At 51.9% G+C, this 18585-nt stretch carries 13 protein-coding genes and 1 pseudogene; 8 read left to right on the top strand and 6 right to left on the bottom strand.

The features are described from left to right. Window positions 1-161: 161 nt before the first annotated feature. From P8N76_15160 to P8N76_15150, 3 genes are all read right to left on the bottom strand, one after another. On the bottom strand, window positions 162-1037 hold the full coding sequence (locus P8N76_15160) for a hypothetical protein (GenBank protein MDG2383005.1): 876 nt from the start codon (window positions 1035-1037) through the stop codon (window positions 162-164). Between the two features lie 283 nt (window positions 1038-1320). After that, entirely contained in the window at window positions 1321-2682 is a 1362-nt protein-coding gene (locus P8N76_15155) for a tetratricopeptide repeat protein (GenBank protein ID MDG2383004.1), read from the bottom strand. A gap of 400 nt (window positions 2683-3082) precedes the next feature. Continuing rightward, a complete protein-coding gene (locus P8N76_15150) occupies window positions 3083-4021 on the bottom strand; it encodes a cobalamin-binding protein (GenBank protein ID MDG2383003.1) in 939 nt (312 codons plus the stop codon). A 485-nt stretch (window positions 4022-4506) separates the two neighbouring features. On the opposite strand from P8N76_15150, the gene P8N76_15145 reads away from it, so the two are divergent. From P8N76_15145 to P8N76_15135, 3 genes are all read left to right on the top strand, one after another. After that, window positions 4507-5232, top strand: a complete 726-nt coding sequence (locus tag P8N76_15145; GenBank protein ID MDG2383002.1) for an aquaporin — start codon at window positions 4507-4509, stop codon at window positions 5230-5232. Window positions 5233-5316: 84 nt separating this feature from the next. After that, on the top strand, window positions 5317-6837 hold the full coding sequence (locus P8N76_15140; GenBank protein MDG2383001.1) for a sodium:solute symporter: 1521 nt from the start codon (window positions 5317-5319) through the stop codon (window positions 6835-6837). 47 nt (window positions 6838-6884) lie between these two features. After that, window positions 6885-7973, top strand: a complete 1089-nt coding sequence (locus P8N76_15135) for a DUF1343 domain-containing protein (protein MDG2383000.1) — start codon at window positions 6885-6887, stop codon at window positions 7971-7973. A 71-nt stretch (window positions 7974-8044) separates the two neighbouring features. Here P8N76_15135 and P8N76_15130 read toward each other — a convergent pair whose 3' ends face one another. Continuing rightward, window positions 8045-8410: a TerB family tellurite resistance protein gene (locus tag P8N76_15130; protein ID MDG2382999.1), complete on the bottom strand. Its 366-nt coding sequence runs from the start codon at window positions 8408-8410 to the stop codon at window positions 8045-8047. A gap of 330 nt (window positions 8411-8740) precedes the next feature. Between P8N76_15130 and P8N76_15125 the strand changes: the two genes are divergently transcribed. The 4 genes from P8N76_15125 (at window position 8741) to P8N76_15110 (ending at window position 13988) form a co-directional block, all read left to right on the top strand. Beyond that, entirely contained in the window at window positions 8741-9571 is an 831-nt protein-coding gene (locus P8N76_15125) for a site-2 protease family protein (GenBank protein MDG2382998.1), read from the top strand. A gap of 780 nt (window positions 9572-10351) precedes the next feature. Further along, window positions 10352-11326: a diacylglycerol kinase family protein gene (locus tag P8N76_15120; GenBank protein MDG2382997.1), complete on the top strand. Its 975-nt coding sequence runs from the start codon at window positions 10352-10354 to the stop codon at window positions 11324-11326. 105 nt (window positions 11327-11431) lie between these two features. Next, the gene (kdsA, locus tag P8N76_15115) at window positions 11432-12253 is read left to right on the top strand and encodes a 3-deoxy-8-phosphooctulonate synthase (protein MDG2382996.1); all 822 of its coding nucleotides are present in this window, start codon (window positions 11432-11434) and stop codon (window positions 12251-12253) included. Window positions 12254-12275: 22 nt separating this feature from the next. After that, window positions 12276-13988, top strand: a complete 1713-nt coding sequence (locus tag P8N76_15110; protein ID MDG2382995.1) for a hypothetical protein — start codon at window positions 12276-12278, stop codon at window positions 13986-13988. On the opposite strand, the pseudogene P8N76_15105 reads toward P8N76_15110, so the two are convergent. After that, a pseudogene (locus P8N76_15105) lies at window positions 13971-14761 on the bottom strand (phosphoribosylaminoimidazolesuccinocarboxamide synthase). The gene P8N76_15110 and the pseudogene P8N76_15105 sit on opposite strands and share 18 nt — an antisense overlap. Before the next feature lie 297 nt (window positions 14762-15058). Here P8N76_15105 and P8N76_15100 point away from each other — a divergent pair. Further along, on the top strand, window positions 15059-16477 hold the full coding sequence (locus P8N76_15100; GenBank protein ID MDG2382994.1) for a hypothetical protein: 1419 nt from the start codon (window positions 15059-15061) through the stop codon (window positions 16475-16477). Window positions 16478-16494: 17 nt separating this feature from the next. On the opposite strand, the gene P8N76_15095 is transcribed toward P8N76_15100, so the two are convergent. Further along, window positions 16495-18471 (bottom strand): hypothetical protein, encoded by a 1977-nt coding sequence (locus P8N76_15095; GenBank protein MDG2382993.1) that lies wholly within the window; start codon window positions 18469-18471, stop codon window positions 16495-16497. Between the last annotated feature and the right edge of the window lie 114 nt (window positions 18472-18585).

The raw sequence follows: 18585 nt of genomic DNA, 5'->3' as shown, positions 1-18585 counted from the left end.
CGGAAATCAACTGTTATCAAGACCCCAAGCGATCATCGAAATGTCCCATGTGGGTTGGTGTCATCGAAACTGGCTTGAAGTCGCGGTAGATGGAGTGTTAGCTCTTGATCGAATTCTTCCGTTTTTGTCGTCACGCACGTTGTTACTCGCCCGATCTGATCTCATAGTTGGGATGAAACGCTAACCAGAAAACGTGCTAATCGATCGGATGCCTTCAGCGCATCTTCCTTGAGTTTCCATAGGTCTTTGACTGCGGTTGGGCGATTAAAGATCGCACCGGCAGTTGCGCCGAGCTTACTTGCCAGAGACTTTTGGTCCTTAAGGGTCTCAATTTCGAAGGGAAGTTGGTCGTCCACCGTATCGCTAATTACTCGGACGGAAAGAAAAGAAACCGATTGATTCTGACAGATTTCGGCCACGGCGAAGGTTTCCATGTCGCAAGCAGCCGCAGCGTATTGTTCGCCCAGCATTCGCTTGTCCTGTGGGGTCTGCCTCATTTCGTCGACGGTAAGGAGCCGATCGACATGTAAGCCTTTGATTGATTGAATCGCTGCCGGGTCCATTGCTAGGTGAATCGGATGCTGATTGCCTGTGCAATCAGCCACTGAATTGGTCATCAGAATGTGTCCATATTTGAGTTCGTCGCGAAGCCCGGTAGCAAATCCTGTGGAAATCACGCAAGAAGGTTGATGGATCGCGATGAGATCGTCCGTGGTTTGAGCGGCATTTTGTCGCCCAACACCTGACTCGGCAATCACGATGGACCGGCCTTCGATAGTACCGACATGCTCAAGATAAGAGTCGCAGCGCGTGGTTACTCCGTCTTGTAAGAGATCAATCAATCCACCCGCTTCCACCCCAAGGCCGAACACGAAGGCAATGTCACATGGTTTCGATGTGAATGGACGGGAGGTTTTCGGATCGCTCGGCGAGGCAGTGGATTGTTGCTTTTCGAACGTCGCGTTGGTGATTTCCTCCACGAAACGCCGTCCGGCTGAACTTTGGATGAATTGACTTACTAGATGGCGAAGCAGCACGCGAACATCCGTTTGGGTGACAGGAAGTATGACTTCATCACGAACACTTATCCTATCACGTTCTTCAGGGCATCACCACGGAGATGGGGGGATGAAAAAGGGGAGATAGGCTTGCTCTCTAATGGCAGCCGTTTCAACTACCGAGGCACGCTGTTTCTATCCGTGTTTCATCAAAAGCAGGCGATGTGAAAAGACGATTACTGAAACTTTTGCAGACAGATTGGAGTGAACCGTCTTGGTGAAACCAACAGCGGCACGGTCTTGCGCCGTTTCGCAAGTCACGTCAGGGCACACTTATCTGGAAAGATCGTCCTGCCTGATAATCCATGAGTCGTTGGTTCAGGTAGGGTAAGTCCTGTGGAGGTGCCAGTTGTTTTGCTTTGTTGATCCAGTTCACCGCCGTTTTAAATCTTCCGCCAGCTGCGGAGGCAGCGGCCAGCGTATCCAAGACATGCCAATCGTTTTTATTCAGGTTGTTGGCTGCTTTTGCCAGGTGCATGGCCTCGATTGGGTCTCGGATTTCGGGATTTGGACAGGTTGCCAAAAGCCAGGCAAGATTGTTTTGAGCGAAGGAGTGTTTCGGATTAAGAGCGATCGATCGACGGTAATCGGCGATCGCCTTTTCGTATGCGCCCAATTTGCTCCAGGAGGTACCACGGTTGTTGTAGGCGTGGGCATAGGTTGGATCGATTGTGATCGCTTCGGTGTAATCGTCGATCGCCTTTTGATGTTTACCTTGAGCATTAAGTGCGTTGCCTCGATTGTTGTATGCCAAAGCATAGTAGGGGGCGACAATTAATGCGGCGTTAAAGTCCTGAATTGCTTTGTCATTTTGACGCTGCGCCCTCCAGGCGTTTCCGCGATTGTTAAAAGCGATTGCCGAGGTGGGATCGAGTAAGATGGCGAAGTTGAAATCCTCAATCGCCTTGCTGTATTCACCTTTATCGCTGAATGCTTTTCCGCGACTGTTATAGATAAATGGATTCCTGGGACTCGCGGCAAGTGCTGCGTCAAAGTCTCTGATTGCTCCGTCTGGGTCTCTCAGCGCTAAACATGCCAGGCCTCGATTTCGGAAGTTTTTCGGCGATGGATCTTGATTGATTTTCTCGGTGAAGTGTTTGATTGCGACATCAATGGGTATGACGTCGTCCGCGCTGATCCATCCTCCGACAGCCTGATTTGCCCAAAGGCCGTTTCCTTTTATGCGGGTGACTTCGTAAATTTTTCCGAGCGGTAAATAGCGAATGACGACATTCTCTTGGAAGACTGGAACCTCCCAGTTGATCGTCATCACTACTCGACCAAGCAGTCCTGCAACGCTTTTTTTAGATGCCGTATCGGTCGATGTCTCGGTGGGGTTCTCGGTGGGGTTCTCGGTGGGGGGCTCGGTGGTATCACTGATTCGCTCTTCAAGCGTATCGGTAGGGGCTTCCGCGGAGGAATGCAGATGTTCACTGAGTGGGTCGCGATTGGAAGCATTGATGCTGACTTGCTTCGTTTCGGGCAAGTCGGTGGCGGGTTCGTTCGAAGCTTGAGGGACTTGTTGATCGCTACGAACAGGTGTCGGTGGATTCAAACTGGTGCTGTGGTTGCAGCCGAACCCTGAGCAGGTCAATAGAAAAATCGGGAGCAAAGCATGGCGCATGGGGTGCCTCAGGTTGATTCAAGCTTAGGGAGAAAGCCATGTGAAACTTGTTCAGTAGAAACTTCGCTCCCTGGGGGGGACATGTCAAATGGAACTCTCGTGCATTGTCGATTATGAAGGCTGAATGTTTTGTAATGCGAGAAAACATCGGGTGTCACCGGTCAGAGGGGGGATATCGAACTTTTAAGTCGCCAAAAACCTCCCCTTGGAGTCACTCAAGAGAAAACGGAACTCCATGGCGTCAGCCTGATCTGTTGGCTCACCTGGGAGGCGGGTCTGGAGAGTGAATCGACAAAGTCATCGGGTGACTCGCTGCAGGAACGACAAAGCTGCGCACATGACGCTACTTGGTCACGTTTTATTGTGTTCTCTTGCGAGGTTTTCCTGGTGAGCGCCGCTGTTAGCGAACGGGAAGCGGACAGACCGCATGCGTGTGGATCGGTGGGAAGACGCTCGCGTGAAAAAGACTCGCGAGGATTTCCAGCGTGTCGACCAAACGAGGGCCGCTACGATTCAAATACGCGTTGCCATCTACGGCAAAGACACGGTTCGTTTTCACGGCATTCAATTTTTGCCAGCCAGGTTGTGTCTGTAATGTTTGTGCCTCAATGAGTGTGCGACTGAGGTCAAACCCACAAGGCGAGACAATTATCAAGTCCGGGTTGAATTCAATAATCTGTTTCCAGTCACACCATTGGCTGTGTTGGCCGCCCTTGGTGAGTCCGTTGATACCACCCGCCCACTCGATTAGTTCCGGCGTCCAATTAGCAGCGAGCATCACGGGATCTACCCATTCGATACAGAGAGTGCGGGGACGAGATGCCTGAGGAATGTTCTCTGTAATGCCTCGAACGGTATGGATACGTGATTGCAACTGACCGATCCAGCTTGTGGCCTGTGCGGAAGTATCAGTTGCCTTTCCGATTCTAGCTATATCGTTGAGAACGTCACTCACCGAAATCGGATTCATGGTCAGTACGTGAGTGTCTTGTAATTCTGGATGGCTGTTGACGATTTGTAAAACATCGTCAAGTGGCACCGCGCAGACTTCACACTGATCTTGAGTGATAATCAAGTCTGGTTTTAATGTTAATAAGGTTGGCAGGTCGACGCCGTAGAGAGCTGAACTGGTCTCGGTGAATTGCTGTACTTGCTTATTAATCTCCGCACTTGGCCTAGAGGAGTCAATGTGCGAAACCGTAAGGCGAGTTTTTCGACGCCATTGCGGCGGATAATCACACTCGTGGCTTATTGCCACGGTCTGTTCATCAAGACCGAGGCCGAACAGAATTTCGGTGGCACTTGAAATTAAAGAGGCGATACGAATCGAATTGTTCATGCTGACAATGTGCGCGACTTCTGACGGACGGGCAAGCCCCTCTCGCACGTAGCAGCGATTTGCAGGTTGGAGAGGGTGCGTGGAGGCTCATCGAGAGGTCATGATAAGTCTTCGGCGATCGGATCCAATTCGAATCACCCCATTGGCTCCATCCCGAATAGTTAGCCGGATCTCGGGCTGGAAAATGTCAGCGGTTGATTCGAGAGGCTGGCGTTTGTTGGAAATAACGCATTCGAATTCCAACCCCTGTGGTTTTGGAATGGCCGGCGATTCAAAGCCAAAAACTCAAAGTTCTGGGCGTGAGTCGCTTCGGCAGTCGGTGGTGAGCGACGAAAGTCCACAATATCGACGCTGCATCGCTTGCAGCGGGTAGATGGCGTTGGACTGGATGTCAGTTCGGCGGATGCGTTATTGATCCGATGGGTGGCTGCTGGTAAGTTCCAAATTGAGTAGATTGCTGTGTCGTTCCGACCAGAGATCGGAGCATCTCGTTTGGCGAGTGGAAGGCTGTAAAGATTATGATGGGCAAGTACATTGCTGAATTTCTCGGCACTTTTATCCTGCTTTTTGCCGGGACCGGTGCAATTGTCATTAACAACGCATCGGGTGGGGCAATCACGCACATGGGCATTGCGCTCACTTTCGGTTTGGTCGTGCTGGCCGTTGTCTATGCGTTGGGCGACGTTTCGGGGGCTCATATCAATCCGGCGGTGACGATCGGCTTCTGGGCCGGAGGTCGATTTGAAGGTAAGCAAGTGCTTCCTTATATCGGTTGTCAAATGACGGGAGCGATTCTTGGCAGCTTTACACTGCGGTTGTTGTATCCCGGCGATGTCGAATTGGGCGCAACGCTGCCCAATGTCGGAGTTTGGCAGTCATTTCTGTTGGAGGTCATTCTGACCTGGTTTCTGATGTTCGTTGTGTTGAATGTTTCAACCGGATCACAAGAAAAAGGAATCATGGCGGGAGTGGCTGTCGGAGCAGTGGTTGCCTTGGAGGCGATGTTCGCGGGCCCGGCTTGTGGAGCATCCATGAATCCAGCTCGTTCCTTTGGACCGGCAATCGCGGCAGCTTTGACACCGGTGAATGAGGTATCCGAGCAGCCGCTCATGATGGTTTGGATCTACCTCACCGCACCAGTTTTGGGAGCGCTCCTCGCAGTTTTTACCTTTCGTTTGGTGCGGCCAGAAGAAAATGTGGCTCCCGAGTGAGTTGTCTTTGAACGCCCGGATTCTTCCTGCGAAGCAGTTGGTTGAGTTCGGGTGGTGCCCAATCGGTAATTTGGAGCAACCCCGTTGACGCTTGCAGTCGATCCCGTCGATCTCGCTGTCTTGATTGCCTACCTGCTGGCAGTCGTGGTTTTTGGATTGTGGATTGGTCGCGGCGTGAGGAATATGTCGACCTATCTGCTGGGCAACCGTGACCTACCTTGGTGGGCCATTTTAGGTTCCATTGTTGCCACGGAAACCAGCACGGCCACATTTCTTAGTGTGCCCGGCTTGTCTTATGCAGCGGATGGTGATTTGCGATTTCTGCAACTAGCATTTGGCTACATTGTCGGCAGGCTGTTGGTGGTTTGGTTTCTGTTGCCACTCTATTTTCAGGGGCGGATCTTCACGGCTTACGAGGTTTTGGAAAAGCGATTTGGCGGAGCCACGAAACAAGTTGCTTCGATTGTATTTTTGGTAGCACGTAATTTAGGAGATGGGTTGCGGTTGTTTCTGACCGCGATTGTTCTTGAAAAGGTTGTCGGAGTTCCGTTGCCAGCCTGTGTGATTGCCATTGGACTGGCCACGATGGTTTACACCTATTTCGGTGGAATGACGGCAGTGGTCTGGAACGACTGTTTGCAGTTTGTCGTTTACATGTTGGGAGGAACGATTGCTGCGGCGGTGATTATCTATCGCTTGCCTGGTGGTGTTGAACAAGTGATGGAATATGGCCATGCGACCGAACGTTTTCGACTCTTTGATTTTCAAGGCGGTTTGAGCGATCCCTTTACCTTCTGGGCCGGACTGATCGGAGGCATGTTCTTGACTTTGGGTACGCATGGCACTGATCAGATGATGGTTCAGCGATACTTGTGTGCTTCGAATGAACGACAAGCTGGCTGGGCGCTTGCGAGCAGCGGCTTTGTCGTCTGCGGGCAATTTGCTTTATTTTTGTTGTTAGGTGTGGGATTGGCCTGCTTTTATCATCAGTTTCCGCCTGCAAATTTATTCGAGACCAACGATCACGTATTCGCCACCTTTATTGTCTCGGAACTGCCTGCCGGAATAGGATTGATCGGTGTTGTCTTGGCAGCAGTCTTCGCGGCGGCCATGTCCACGTTGTCGAGTTCCTTGAATTCATCTGCTTCTTCTGCCGTCAATGATCTTTGTGCACCTCGGCTGGGGAGGGCGTCAGACGATCCGGTTCTTTTACGGCTGAGCCAGTTTTTTACTGTTGCGTTTGGTGGCATTCAGATCGTCGTTGCGATTGCCGCCAGTCATGTGACACAGAGTGTGGTGAGTGACGCTTTGGCGATCGCAGGTTTCTCGGCCGGTTTGCTGCTGGGAGTGTTTAGCTTGGCACTTTTCGTTCCACGAGCCGATCAACGCAGCGCTTTGATCGGTTTGGTCTGTGGACTCGTCTGTTTAATCTCGGTTAAATTCGCGTTGCCTTGGCTTGGCCAATTTTATAGTGCAAAATTTTCCTGGGTGCCCTTCAACTTGGCGTGGCCTTGGTATCCTGTGATTGGTTCACTTGCCACCTACGCTGGCGGATGGTGTGCGAGTCGAATCACGGGTTCCTCTAACCATGAAGTTCCGAACTGACTTGATGGCACCAAAATCGCAACTCGGGCGTTAGGTGGTAAGTAATCGTGAACTCTTTCGTTGTCACTGGGTTGGAACAATGCGTTCTGAATCCTCCTCAGGCATTGCGCGGTGAAAAATTCGGCTTGCTGATGAATCAGGCTTCGGTCGATCGGTCTTGGAACTATGCCGTGGATGTGCTGCAAAACGCTTTCCCGGGACAACTTGTTTCCCTGTTCTCACCTCAACACGGACTTTGGGGAGAACAACAAGCCAATATGATTGAGACGCGACACCAAGAACAAAGTCCTTGGGGGGTTCCAATTCACAGCTTGTACAGCGAAACCCGAGCGCCCACTGATGGCATGTTGGAGGATATCAAGCTATTTGTGATCGACCTGCAAGATGTGGGAACGCGAGTGTATACCTATGCTTGGACTGTGGTCAAATGCCTGCAAGCATGTGGGCGAAATCAAGTTCGTGTGGTGATCCTTGATCGTCCCAATCCGCTCGGTGGCACAGTTTTAGAGGGCCCACATCTTCGCCCTGAATTCTTTAGCTTTGTAGGAATGCTGCAGATTCCAATGCGGCATGCAATGACGCTTGGCCAACTGGCGAAATTGGCCCAGTCCGAATTGAGTATCGATGTGGAGCTGCAGGTCGTTGACGTCATCGGTTGTCCCCCTGAAACATTATTTAATGAAACCGGGTTGCCGTGGGCTATGCCATCCCCCAATCTTCCTCGTTGGCAATCGACGCTGCTTTATCCAGGAATGGTGTTGCTGGAGGGAACAAATCTTTCGGAAGGACGCGGTACGACGGTTCCCTTCGAAGTTATCGGCGCGCCTTTTATCGATCCCATGCGACTGGTTCGTGAAATTGGGGACCAGCATGCTGGGGTCTGTCTGCGACCGATTCGATTTCGACCTACCTTTGACAAGTGGAGTGGTCAAAGTTGCGGAGGCTTGGCACTTCAAATCGTACAACCTCAACGGGTGAGATCCTATCAACTGGTTGTCGATGTTTTGTCGACCGTACATCGGCTTTGGCCCGAGACATTTCAATGGCTGCCACCTCCATACGAATACGAGACCGAGAAGATGCCGATCGATATACTGAGTGGAAGTGACGAATTGCGATTGAGTTTTACCGGATGAATACTCCGATTCGGCAACCTTTTTCTGCGACGCAGAAAAAGGAACAATGCGGTGTATTCTCAGTGGAGTGCTCAGATCGCGTCGTCGAGAAGGCTGTCATTCAGAAGGCTGTCGATTAGCCCATTTAGTTCGACGGGCGAGATCCCAAAAGCGGTTGTCGCGATTGCCAACAGCTCTTTTTCCTGTTCGGAAAGCTGTCCATCTGCCGCCATAATACAAATCATCTCTTGGATCAGTTCTGCCCGCTCGACCGGGTCGTGGGGAATTGTTAACTCGGTTTTACCCGCGATGGCGTCTTGAATGGCTTGTTCAAATTCATCATCCGAAATATCCCATTGCGTTGCCCGATCGGAAAGCAGACGTAACTCGGATTCTGTCATCCGGCCATCGATGGCTGCCATGATCAGAAGATTTCGGAATAGCTCAGCTTGCGTCATATCCTGTGACCTTGAATCAAAGAGTTGTCATTTCGCCATTGGCATTGTCGCATCTCACTTTAACACCAACCCTGGTACCGTTCAGTGAAATATCCGGTTTTGGCGGCAAATTCGATCCAAGTCGCAAGCTGTTCCTTGTCCGACTACTTTTGCCTGGGAAGAATTTTTAACATCGCAATTGTTTCAACAAAGAAACGAAAGCAATATTTCACCATTTGCTGCCGTTAAATCAGGATATCCAGGATTGGTTGGCGAACAACCTTTAGTTTTGTCGCGTAAACCACTAACAACTACCCACATTTCATCCCATAAAGAAAGTCGAAATTACTGATGAAAGGTTCTTGGTACTTCACGACGCTTGCTGGCATCGATGTCTCGTTGCATTGGAGCTTCGGGCTCTTAATGTTTTACGTGGCAGCGACAGCCGGCTTGGCTCAGCTAGTGTTTGTTCTGATGCTCTTTGGCTGCGTTGTGCTCCATGAACTAGGCCATGCACTGGCTGCTCGGAGCTTCGGAATTGCGACCCGAGGTATCACTTTGCTGCCGATCGGTGGCGTTGCTCATTTGGAACGAATCCCTCGGAATCCTGCGCAGGAACTCGTGATTGCCTTGGCTGGGCCCGCGGTAAACGTGTTGATTGCTGCCGTGCTGTTTGCGGTATTGACACTGGGAGGCGGCTTTCAGCAAGCGATTGTGAGTCTTGATGGCGGTAGTGGGGCACTGTTGCCTAAGCTACTGATAGTGAACCTGGCACTTGTTGTTTTCAATTTGATTCCTGCTTTTCCGATGGATGGTGGCCGAGTCCTTCGAGCCATGTTGGCACTGATGACCGATTACCTGTCGGCCACTCGCTGGGCAGTCCGTACCGGACAGTTCGTCGCCTGTTTGTTAGCCCTACTTGGCTTTGTTTACAATCCGATGTTGCTGCTGATTGCCGCGTTTGTGGTGTTTGCTGCCGAATCGGAACTGCGTCACGTGATGGCGGAAGACGAATACCGAAATCGTGTTCGACCAGATTTACCAGCTGATGTGGTGGAAGGGCAGGTTGTGGCGTCTCATGGGGCCCATCCTGTGGTGGTTCAGCCGACGCCAAGCCAGCCGGATGGACCAATTACGGCTACCCTTATTTGGCCCGATGCACGCAGCTCGGCGGGGCATTAGAGAACGCTTGACGCACTTCCTCCGCTCCCCCCGAAAGGGGATCGACAGTGGACCAGATTTTTCTGGTCCACTTTTTTTGTGCGCCAAACGCTGTTTTCTCTTGGGTTGTACCCGCTGTCACTGAGATTGGTTGCGAATGGTCAAGACTTGCCCAAGGACGACGGAAGAGGCGTCGATCGTCGTTTGATCCGAGTGAGAAATCAGGAGCGACAAGTGGCAAAAAAAAAGGGGGCCTTCGACGTGCCATCTCACAGACGGCAACACTGGACAGTCAGGGGCAAGGCAACCATCCGGTATACTGTTCGTCAAAGGCCCCGCGGGCCAGCTGTCGTCGGCCAACAAGGCCAACAACAGAAAACAACAAACGCACTCTGCATGCCAATTCCAATAATGAGACAACCGAATAATTGTCTTATTCCGTAAGTTGTTTGACAGAAAAGGGTTCAGTTTTCTTTCTTTTCAGTTGGCTCAATTTGAGACGAGTCGATTCTGGTTTCTATCAGTCCATTCGCCTTAGAGTGCGCTGTTTTTCTGTTGCAATTTGGGACGTATGACTGGAAGTGATTGATGGGAAAAAACTCTTGGTTCAACCGTCTCAAATTGAGAATATTTATCGTTTTACAGCTTGGCAGACCCCATATAGGACTGGTGTGGACAACGTTATAATCCGAGCTTGTATTGTCTCGAATCCCTGATTTTCGGGCGGGTTGTAGTTCCACCTTTTCGTTGAGGGGCGATCGGCTCCCGTCGAATCGCATGCATGTAGACGGACCTTACTCGATGCCCCTAAATACGCGTGAACTCACGGAAGACGCCGATCGAGTCCTCATTCTTAGGAATCCGAAGGCTGGCGCCGGGCCGTCGCGTCAGCTGCTGGATGGGGTCGTGGCATCGCTCGAACAGCGTGGCTTGGCGGTTGATTTGTATTCTGACTTAGACCAGCTGTCGGAGCAGGCGGAGAAGCTCGCTGAGACAGGGTTGCTCCGAACCGTGCTGGCTGCTGGTGGAGACGGGACGGCTGAAATTGTTGTCAATCGTATTCCGGCGAATATCCCGTTAAGTGTCTTTCCGTTGGGTACCGAGAATTTGCTGGCGAAGTATCTGGGGATCAGTGCTGAGCCTGAACAGGTTGCTGAAATGGTGGCCGCTGGTCGGGTGGCCCAGTTGGATCTGGGAGCATTTACGACGGGAGATTCGACGCGTTTGTTCTTATTGATGCTGGGATGCGGATTTGACGCCGAAGTCGTGCGGCGACTGCACCAGGAGCGAACAGGCCACATCAACCATTGGTCTTGGATCAAACCGATTATCGATGCCGTGCGTAATTATGAATATCCTCCGCTTCGAGTGACTTGTCGAGATACGCGTGACGGGCCTGTGGTTGCCGACATTACGGCTCATTGGGTCTTTGTTTTCAATACTCCGTCTTACGCGATCGGGCTCGGGATTTGCCCCGGAGCGAATCCGTATGATGGTCGACTTGATGTGACAACTTTCGAGGGTGGTTCGTTTTGGCACGGGATTTTTCATTTAAGCTCAATCTTCGTTGGACAACATCAAAGTCTTGCAGGTGTCCAAACGGTCAAGTCGCGTTGTTTGAGGATTGAGGCGGAAGAGGGTGTGCCTTTTCAGGTTGATGGCGATCCGGGCGGTTTGTTGCCGGTTGATATTGAGGTGTTACCTGGTCGTTTGACGATGATCGTGCCTCGCCATTGGATTGAGGATTGTGAAAGCGGGCAACAAGACGTGTCGTGAACTTGCGTGTCGTGAACTTGCGCGTCGTGAACTTGGATGTCCCTAGGCAGTTACCAGGCAGTTACGCCAACGGTTAGAATGCATCAGGGAAGAAGGAATGACGTTGTGAAGATTGCAAAAGTCGGGCCGTATCGGGTGGGTGATGGTCAACCATTGCTCTTAATTGCTGGACCATGTGTCTTGCAGGAGGGGCCTGTTTTGATGGAAATCGCCGAGCACTTGAGTCGACTGGCGCAGCAGTTGCCGATTCAGTTGGTCTTCAAAGCTTCGTTTGACAAAGCGAACCGCACGAGTGTCGAATCGGATCGGGGGCCTGGCATTGAAAGAGGATTGCAGCAACTGGAGCAGATTCGGCATGAGTTTCAACTGCCGGTCACAACCGATATTCACGAGCCCGATCAGGCCCAGCAGGCGGGCTCGGTTTGTGATTTGTTGCAGATCCCGGCCTTTCTCGCACGGCAAACGGACTTGTTGTTGGCGGCAGCGAAAACGGGGCGAGCGATCAATGTGAAGAAGGGCCAGTTTATGGCTCCCTGGGATATGAAACACGTAGTGGCCAAACTTTCTCACGCCGGTTGCGAAGACATCTTATTGTGTGAGCGAGGAACTTTTTTTGGCTATGGCCAGCTTGTGAATGACATGCGAGCATTGGTGCAAATGCGAGAATTTGAGGTGCCAATCGTGTTCGACGCGACCCATAGCGTCCAGCAGCCTAGTCGCGGAGCTACCACGGGTGGCAATCGTGAAATGGTCGCGCCGTTAGCTCGTGCGGCTGCCGCTGTTGGCATCGACGGTTTGTTCCTGGAGACTCATCCTCGTCCGGATGAGTCGCCCAGTGACGGTCCAAATCTGGTTCCACTCGACGAAGTCGAATCATTGCTGCAACAAGTCTTGGCGATTCGATCTGTGGTCGCCGATCAGGCTTGAGTTTCACGTTTGAGGTTAGTTCATGACAAATGCTTCTAAATTTCGGATTGCTGCCGCCGTTGGGGCCGTCGCATTCATTGGCCTACTTGCGTTTTTTACCAGCAGTGGTTCCGACCAACCGATGCCGGTTGTCGCCCCCCAGTTCAGTTCTAGCGATGCGAGTCGACGCCGCGATTTTGAGCAGGGGTTCGATTTTCTGAAGCGACTTGACGAATTTGAACTGGCCGAGGCTCGGCAGAGAATTCTTTATCACCTTCGTCAGTGGTTGAAACGCCAAAGGGCCGATCCGAATTGGACCGTTGACGTGCTTGCTGAGCAACAGGGGCTTGTGAGTAACGAACAGCTCGCACCACTTAATCTTGAAAACTACGACGTGCAGGTCCTGCAGGAAGCCACTTGGATGCGAGACGTTGCTCGAAATGTAATCCAGGAGAATAATCCCTCGCCCGATCTTCAGCGTCTGATCGATACGGCTGCTCAAAAACTTGATGAAACCACGGCCAGTGATTTATCTCATGTGACTCAGCTGTTTGATTGGACGGTTCGAAATCTTCTGCTCGATGTTGAAAACGCGGTTGGAGATACTGATCGCACGCCATCGCCCGTTATTTTGCAAGCGTGGGAGTCGCTGCAAATGGGGCGTGGAACGGTTCAGGAAAAGTCGCGAGTTTTCATTCTGCTGGCACGTCAGATTGGTCTGCCGGTCGTCATGTTGGCCGTGGAAAAACCGAGCGGCGACATTGAGCCGTGGTTACCCGCAGCCTTCCTGGGCGACCAGTTGTTTCTGTTCGATATGAGACTTGGCACGCCACTGCTCGGAGCTGACCTTAGCATTGCCACGTTGGAGGATGTGATTGACGATCCGGGCATTCTGCACCAGATGGGGGAGCAAAGTGGAAGCCCCTATCCGATCGAAGGGAAAGAGCTGTCAAATGTGGTCGCTTTGATTGATGCGACACCCGGCTACCTTTCCCAACGCATGGCAGTGCTGGAGCAACAATTGATGGGCGCGAACAAGATGGTACTTACGGTCGCTCCAACACTACTTGCCCAGCAACTGGCGAAAACTGAAAAAATTAAAGCTGTTGGGATTTGGCAAATGCCCTACGAAGGATTTGCCATCCGTGAGTCACTGGTTTCGATGCCCGATTCAATCCGATGGTTATCGTCGGAGTATCGACTGTTTGACCGTCGCACTCCGTTAGTTCAGGCGAGGATCTTGCATTTGCGTGGAAGGTGTGACCCAACGGAAGATCTGCCAGGGGCTCGGCAATACTATCTTGAATGCCGACGGCCGAATTCGGAGATTGAGGCCATCGACAGGATTCCCATCGGTGAAGGAAAGACGCCTGAAGAAGTTGCCGCTTATCAACAGCGGTTGGATGAGGTTCAGTCCTTGATGGTTCGAACGAAACAAACCGCCACTTATTGGCTGGGATTGATTGCTTTCGAGCGGGGAGAGTACGAAGTCGCTGCCAACTATTTCGAAAAACGGCTGATCGATGCCTATCCGGGCAGCATGTGGATTTCAGGTGCGAAATACAATTTGGCTCGATGTTACGAAGCAATGGGGGTTCGAGACCAGGACAAAGTGAGTGTGGATAAAGCGATCGAGATCTACAAATCGGTACAAAACTCGCCCATGACGCCCGCCTGTACGTGGCGGGCCATCTGGCTTGAGAGTCAAAATCAAGGGCAAGATGCGGCGGAAGCCGAACTACTTCCACTCGAATGAACTGCCGGTGAGGCATTCAAACGCATCAATGTACGTCTCGCGGGTTTTGGCAACGATTTCGTCCGGCAACGCTGGGGGAGGGCTGTTCTTATCCCAGTCCGTTGTGCTTAGCCAATCTCGAACAAACTGCTTGTCAAAGGAAGGCTGGCTTTTTCTTGATTCATACTGGTCGGCTGGCCAAAATCGTGAGCTATCGGGTGTCAGCACTTTATCGATCAAAATCAATTTGTTGCCATCCGATCACCATTCGAACTTTGTGTCAGCGATGATGATTCCCTTTTTTATCGCCAATTCGGCGCCTTGTTGATAGATTTCGAGACTACGTTCTCGAAGTTCATTCGACACTTCAGAGCCAACCTCTTCGATCATACGTTCGAATGAGATATTTTCGTCATGGCCCGTTTCGGCCTTCGTCGACGGTGTGAAAATTGGTTGATCAAATTTCGAGGATTCGGTTAGGCCGCTTGGTAACTGAATAATCCAAACGGAGCCATCTCGCTGATATTCCTTCGAGCCAGAGCCGACGAGGTCGCCGCGAACCACGCACTCGATCGGGACCACTTTTTTTTGACCCGCATGGTACGACCATCCAACTGGCTAGGATCGGCGTCCACCGGCAATTGCATATCCGTCAGATCGGTGGAAATCAGGTGGTTTTCTTGAGAAAGTTGGTCGAACCAAAAACGGCTGATTGGGGTGAGGACTCGTCCCTTATCCGGTATGCCTGTTGGTAGGACCAAATCGAATGCGCTGATTCGATCCGTGCTCACCATTAGCCTATTGGTCGCCCAAGTTATACATGTCACGGACCTTACCGCATTTTACCGAAGGTTTTACAATGCAGTTTCCATCAGCACGGGCCCACCTCTCTTGAATTCCTTCAAATTAAAGCCATGCGAATCAATTGAGACGATTTGACGAGCCTCAAAGCATTGCAAAGCGACGGATATACCGAATACCGACCCGTTCGAAATCGGGCGTCGGTTGTGGAGCCTTGCCCGGTCGTTTAGACTCGAAACGCCGGGTTACTCTTCGGGTCTTCACCAGCGCAAGGGGAAAAAAATCTCAAGATGAGGTCCATCCATTTTCTCATTCCGCCGCAGTTCCATTTCAACGCAAATGCGCTGGATTGTGCCTATATGGTAGGAAGTGATGGGGTGCCCTGGGAAAGCAGGGTGGAGCTGGACGGCAATCGTTTGGTCATTACGCGTGACACGGCCGAATCGGGCCGTTTGGTAATGCTTTGGCACGTTGAGGGGCATGGGGAACTGGCCCTCTCCACCAGCACCTTGTCTCCAGGAGATCGCCACTATTTTTTGCCGCTTGAATTGGCTCGCGGTTGCTTAGCTCGACTCCAGACTCAACTTAATACGGCGGAAGTTCATGGATTTCGGTTCTCCGATGACTCGCGGCAACTGCTTCGTCGAGCCATGAGCCACTTTGTCAACGCGTCATTGGCTCAACATGACCTAGAACGGTCGTCTCAGGAGGCTCACGCGTCACTCGCCCATGCCCTGACGTTAACTTCGCTGATGGGGCAAAATGAACGAGTGACAACTTCCCCCGAATGCCGGACAGGCTCGACGGCCGTGTGGGGCGCCGTGGTGCATAATTCGAGAGAGGCGGCTCATGCGGATTCCATCGATCGAATTCTCCCTAATGTTGTGTTGATCGATCGCAATTGGGGTGATCTCGAAATCAATCCGGGGGAGTGGGTGTGGGATGAGTTAGATGAAATCGTCCGGTCATTGGATGCCGATCGGTTTCGAGTGGGTTGTGGACCGTTACTAACGCTGGATCGGAGTGGTTTACCTGACTGGCTTTACTTGTGGGAGAACGATGTTGAGGCAATCCAATCCTACGTGATTGCGTATGTTCGCAAAGTCGCGGCACGCTACGCGGGGAGATTTCGTTTTTGGCTCTGTACCGCCGGTACAAACATCGATGGTGCACTTGGACTTTCGGAGGAGCAACGTCTGCGTCTGACGGTGGATGTTCTCGAAAGTGTGCGACAGTCTGATCGGCGTACGCCGGTCCTCGTCGGTGTGAAACAGCCGTGGGGCGAATACCTGGGGCGGGAGTCACAAGATCTTACGCCATTTCAGTTCATCGACATTTTGGTTCGAGGTGACCTTGGTCTCTCAGCGATTGCGTTGCAAATCCAAATTGATTCCTGTCCCGGCTGCACTTTGCCACGAGACCTGTTGGCGTTCAATCAGATGATTGACCAATGGAGTCAGTTAGGGTTGCCTCTGGTGATCCTTTTGTCCGTTGGAAAGAAAGGCCAGGAGATATCGGCCAAGAGCCAACATTGGGAACGTGTGACGCAATTGCTTGAACTCTTCTCGCGCAAGTCGTCCATCCACGGAGTCGTTTGGGAGCCCTTCCTGGACCAGGCTGATAACGCCGGCGGGCTGCTAACTGACAAGGGTCAGCCGAAACCCGTTTTTGACATCGTGGAACGCATTGCGGTAGGACGAAAGACCTAACCAGGGAATGCTGGCAACTAGTGGGTCTTGCTTGGTTCTTCTTCTTCGAGTTGAGCCGTGATTGCCGGTTGCTCCACGCCGTCGACGTAAGCGGCTTGTTTGTCGAGCAGACAACCGCTGGCAAACCAGCCGTTGTCTTCCGATCTCACAAAAGTACCCGAAGGGCCCAGGTAGCGGCGAACCGCCTGATACTCAGGCAATTGGCTGCCGTCGATCTGCTGATCACGTAGCACGCCGTCCTCGTCCGGACCGAGCATCCGATTGAGCAGCTTTCCTAGCATTGATTCCGATTCTGGCATCCGGCCCTGGCGAATGAGTTCGTAGGTGGGCCGGTAGGCTTCGTCGGTTCGTGTGAAAAAGCGAACACAGTCCGAATTCGCGCCAATTTCCCGCAGATGCTTTTCTACCAGACGGAAATCTTCACAGTGATTCAGCTGATCGGTTGCGGGACGCGATTCCAAGATCCGACGCAAACAGTCGACGTGGGTGGCAACCATCAGTTGACCATGGGCGACCGTGATCGCTGAGTTTCTGAGGAGGTTTTCATCTTCCGCAACGTCGTCGTAGACTTCGGTATCACCAATCGGGTCAATGCCCTCAAGTTCGAGCTCCAAGTCGGGAGCCGATTCATCTTCTTGGTCGATAATCTCCCAGATTGTGTGATCTCCCACGTCAATTGGACGAGCGTCCGGATCGTTATTCAGCGCCTTGTGAACTGTCTTGCGAACCGCTTCCGGATCCGTCAAGGCGACGGCAACCAACAATCGTTCGGATTTTGGCGTGATCGGAAACATGTGATCTGACATGACCGTCACGTTTTCACCCAAGTAGCTCACGAACTCTTTCTGCACATCAATTTGTGGGCCGTTGGGATCATCTTTGATACTGCTGAGCAAATCATCAAAAAAGCCCTCGCTGCCCGCAATCGCGTCGACGAGTGTTTTGGAGTAACGGAACGCATCTTGTGCTTTCCATCGAAAACTTGTCGCCGAAGCAAGTTCACGGGGTAACCAGTTTTGCCAATTCCATTGGGTGTCGTTGGGGAAATTGAGCATCCGAGCCGCCAGTCGATAACGCTCCGAGCCCGACTCCTCAACAGGAGGAGCATAAACCATTGTGCGATGCAGCATTTCATGCTGTCCAGTGGCCATGTGTACGTAGCCACCGATCGCCTGAACCGCATCAAACCCTTGTGTTCGCAGGATGCTTAGCATGTCTTTGCCTCGCTTTTTGCGACCCCCTTGGGCGGCACGAACAACCTGAGCGTAGTCAAACGGATCAATGTACCAGCGGATTTGTGGTGGTGTATTTCCAGCCTCTGCGCTAACTCGGTCCATCACTTCTACAAATGATTTTAACGTGTGCAGCGTATCGGCAGAATTTCCGTCGACAAGATGCTTTAGAACTTGTCGACAGACGGGCTCGTCGTTGCTTACGACGAGGGTATCATCGACCAAAAAGCGGATGACGCGATTCGCTTGAATCTGTCCCTTTTCACGCGGGAGATCGTGGATCACCAACTCGTGGTCACCTGCCTTGACGACGCTTCGCTTGGCCCCCTTTTTGAGCAGCTGGTCACTGATGTCTTTGATCACGTTTTGCGCTTGTTGTTGACGTCCCTGGACATCAACAATCATGACGGCAGCATGCTTCTCCGGATCGTTGTCCGGTTGAACACTGGCGACGCAAAATTCCCCACCACAAGCCTCGGCTAGCTGGTCCCAGGAAACGGCCACGTGAAATCGTGAGTTGATAATTCGATCTCGAAATTGTCGTTGTAGATCGTCTGCAAACGGCTTCATGATGGGGTCCGCACTTAATTTCCCCAGTTGCATGTTGTCCCAACGCTTTCGAAAGTCGTCCACATCAGGAACCGAAACGAATCCTTTCGTGGTTGTCGGTAGCAATTGATCAGCCGGTGGTGAGGCGAGTGACGCGGTTGGAAAGGGCATCACAAAGAAGCTCAGACAAGCAATAACAAACAGTCGGATCACAACGCGGACTCCTTTTGCCACACAAGGGGGGCTTCGCAGGCTGGTGAACGTGTATCTGTCCGCCATTCCTGCACGTGCTACCTGCGGTTCTCTTATCATCGGCGAGGAGTGAGT

The organism is Pirellulaceae bacterium (assembly GCA_029243025.1).
Classification (GTDB): Bacteria; Planctomycetota; Planctomycetia; order Pirellulales; family Pirellulaceae.
This window is presented reverse-complemented; position numbering and strand designations above follow the sequence as displayed.

Excerpts from the sequence above, each read along its gene's own strand:
- P8N76_15125 (MDG2382998.1), top strand. The coding sequence starts at position 8,741 with ATGAAAGGTTCTTGGTACTTCACGACGCTTGCTGGCATCGATGTCTCG.
- P8N76_15150 (MDG2383003.1), bottom strand. The coding sequence starts at position 4,021 with ATGAACAATTCGATTCGTATCGCCTCTTTAATTTCAAGTGCCACCGAA.
- P8N76_15100 (MDG2382994.1), top strand. The coding sequence starts at position 15,059 with ATGAGGTCCATCCATTTTCTCATTCCGCCGCAGTTCCATTTCAACGCA.
- P8N76_15120 (MDG2382997.1), top strand. The coding sequence starts at position 10,352 with ATGCCCCTAAATACGCGTGAACTCACGGAAGACGCCGATCGAGTCCTC.
- P8N76_15130 (MDG2382999.1), bottom strand. The coding sequence starts at position 8,410 with ATGACGCAAGCTGAGCTATTCCGAAATCTTCTGATCATGGCAGCCATC.
- P8N76_15110 (MDG2382995.1), top strand. The coding sequence starts at position 12,276 with ATGACAAATGCTTCTAAATTTCGGATTGCTGCCGCCGTTGGGGCCGTC.
- P8N76_15155 (MDG2383004.1), bottom strand. The coding sequence starts at position 2,682 with ATGCGCCATGCTTTGCTCCCGATTTTTCTATTGACCTGCTCAGGGTTC.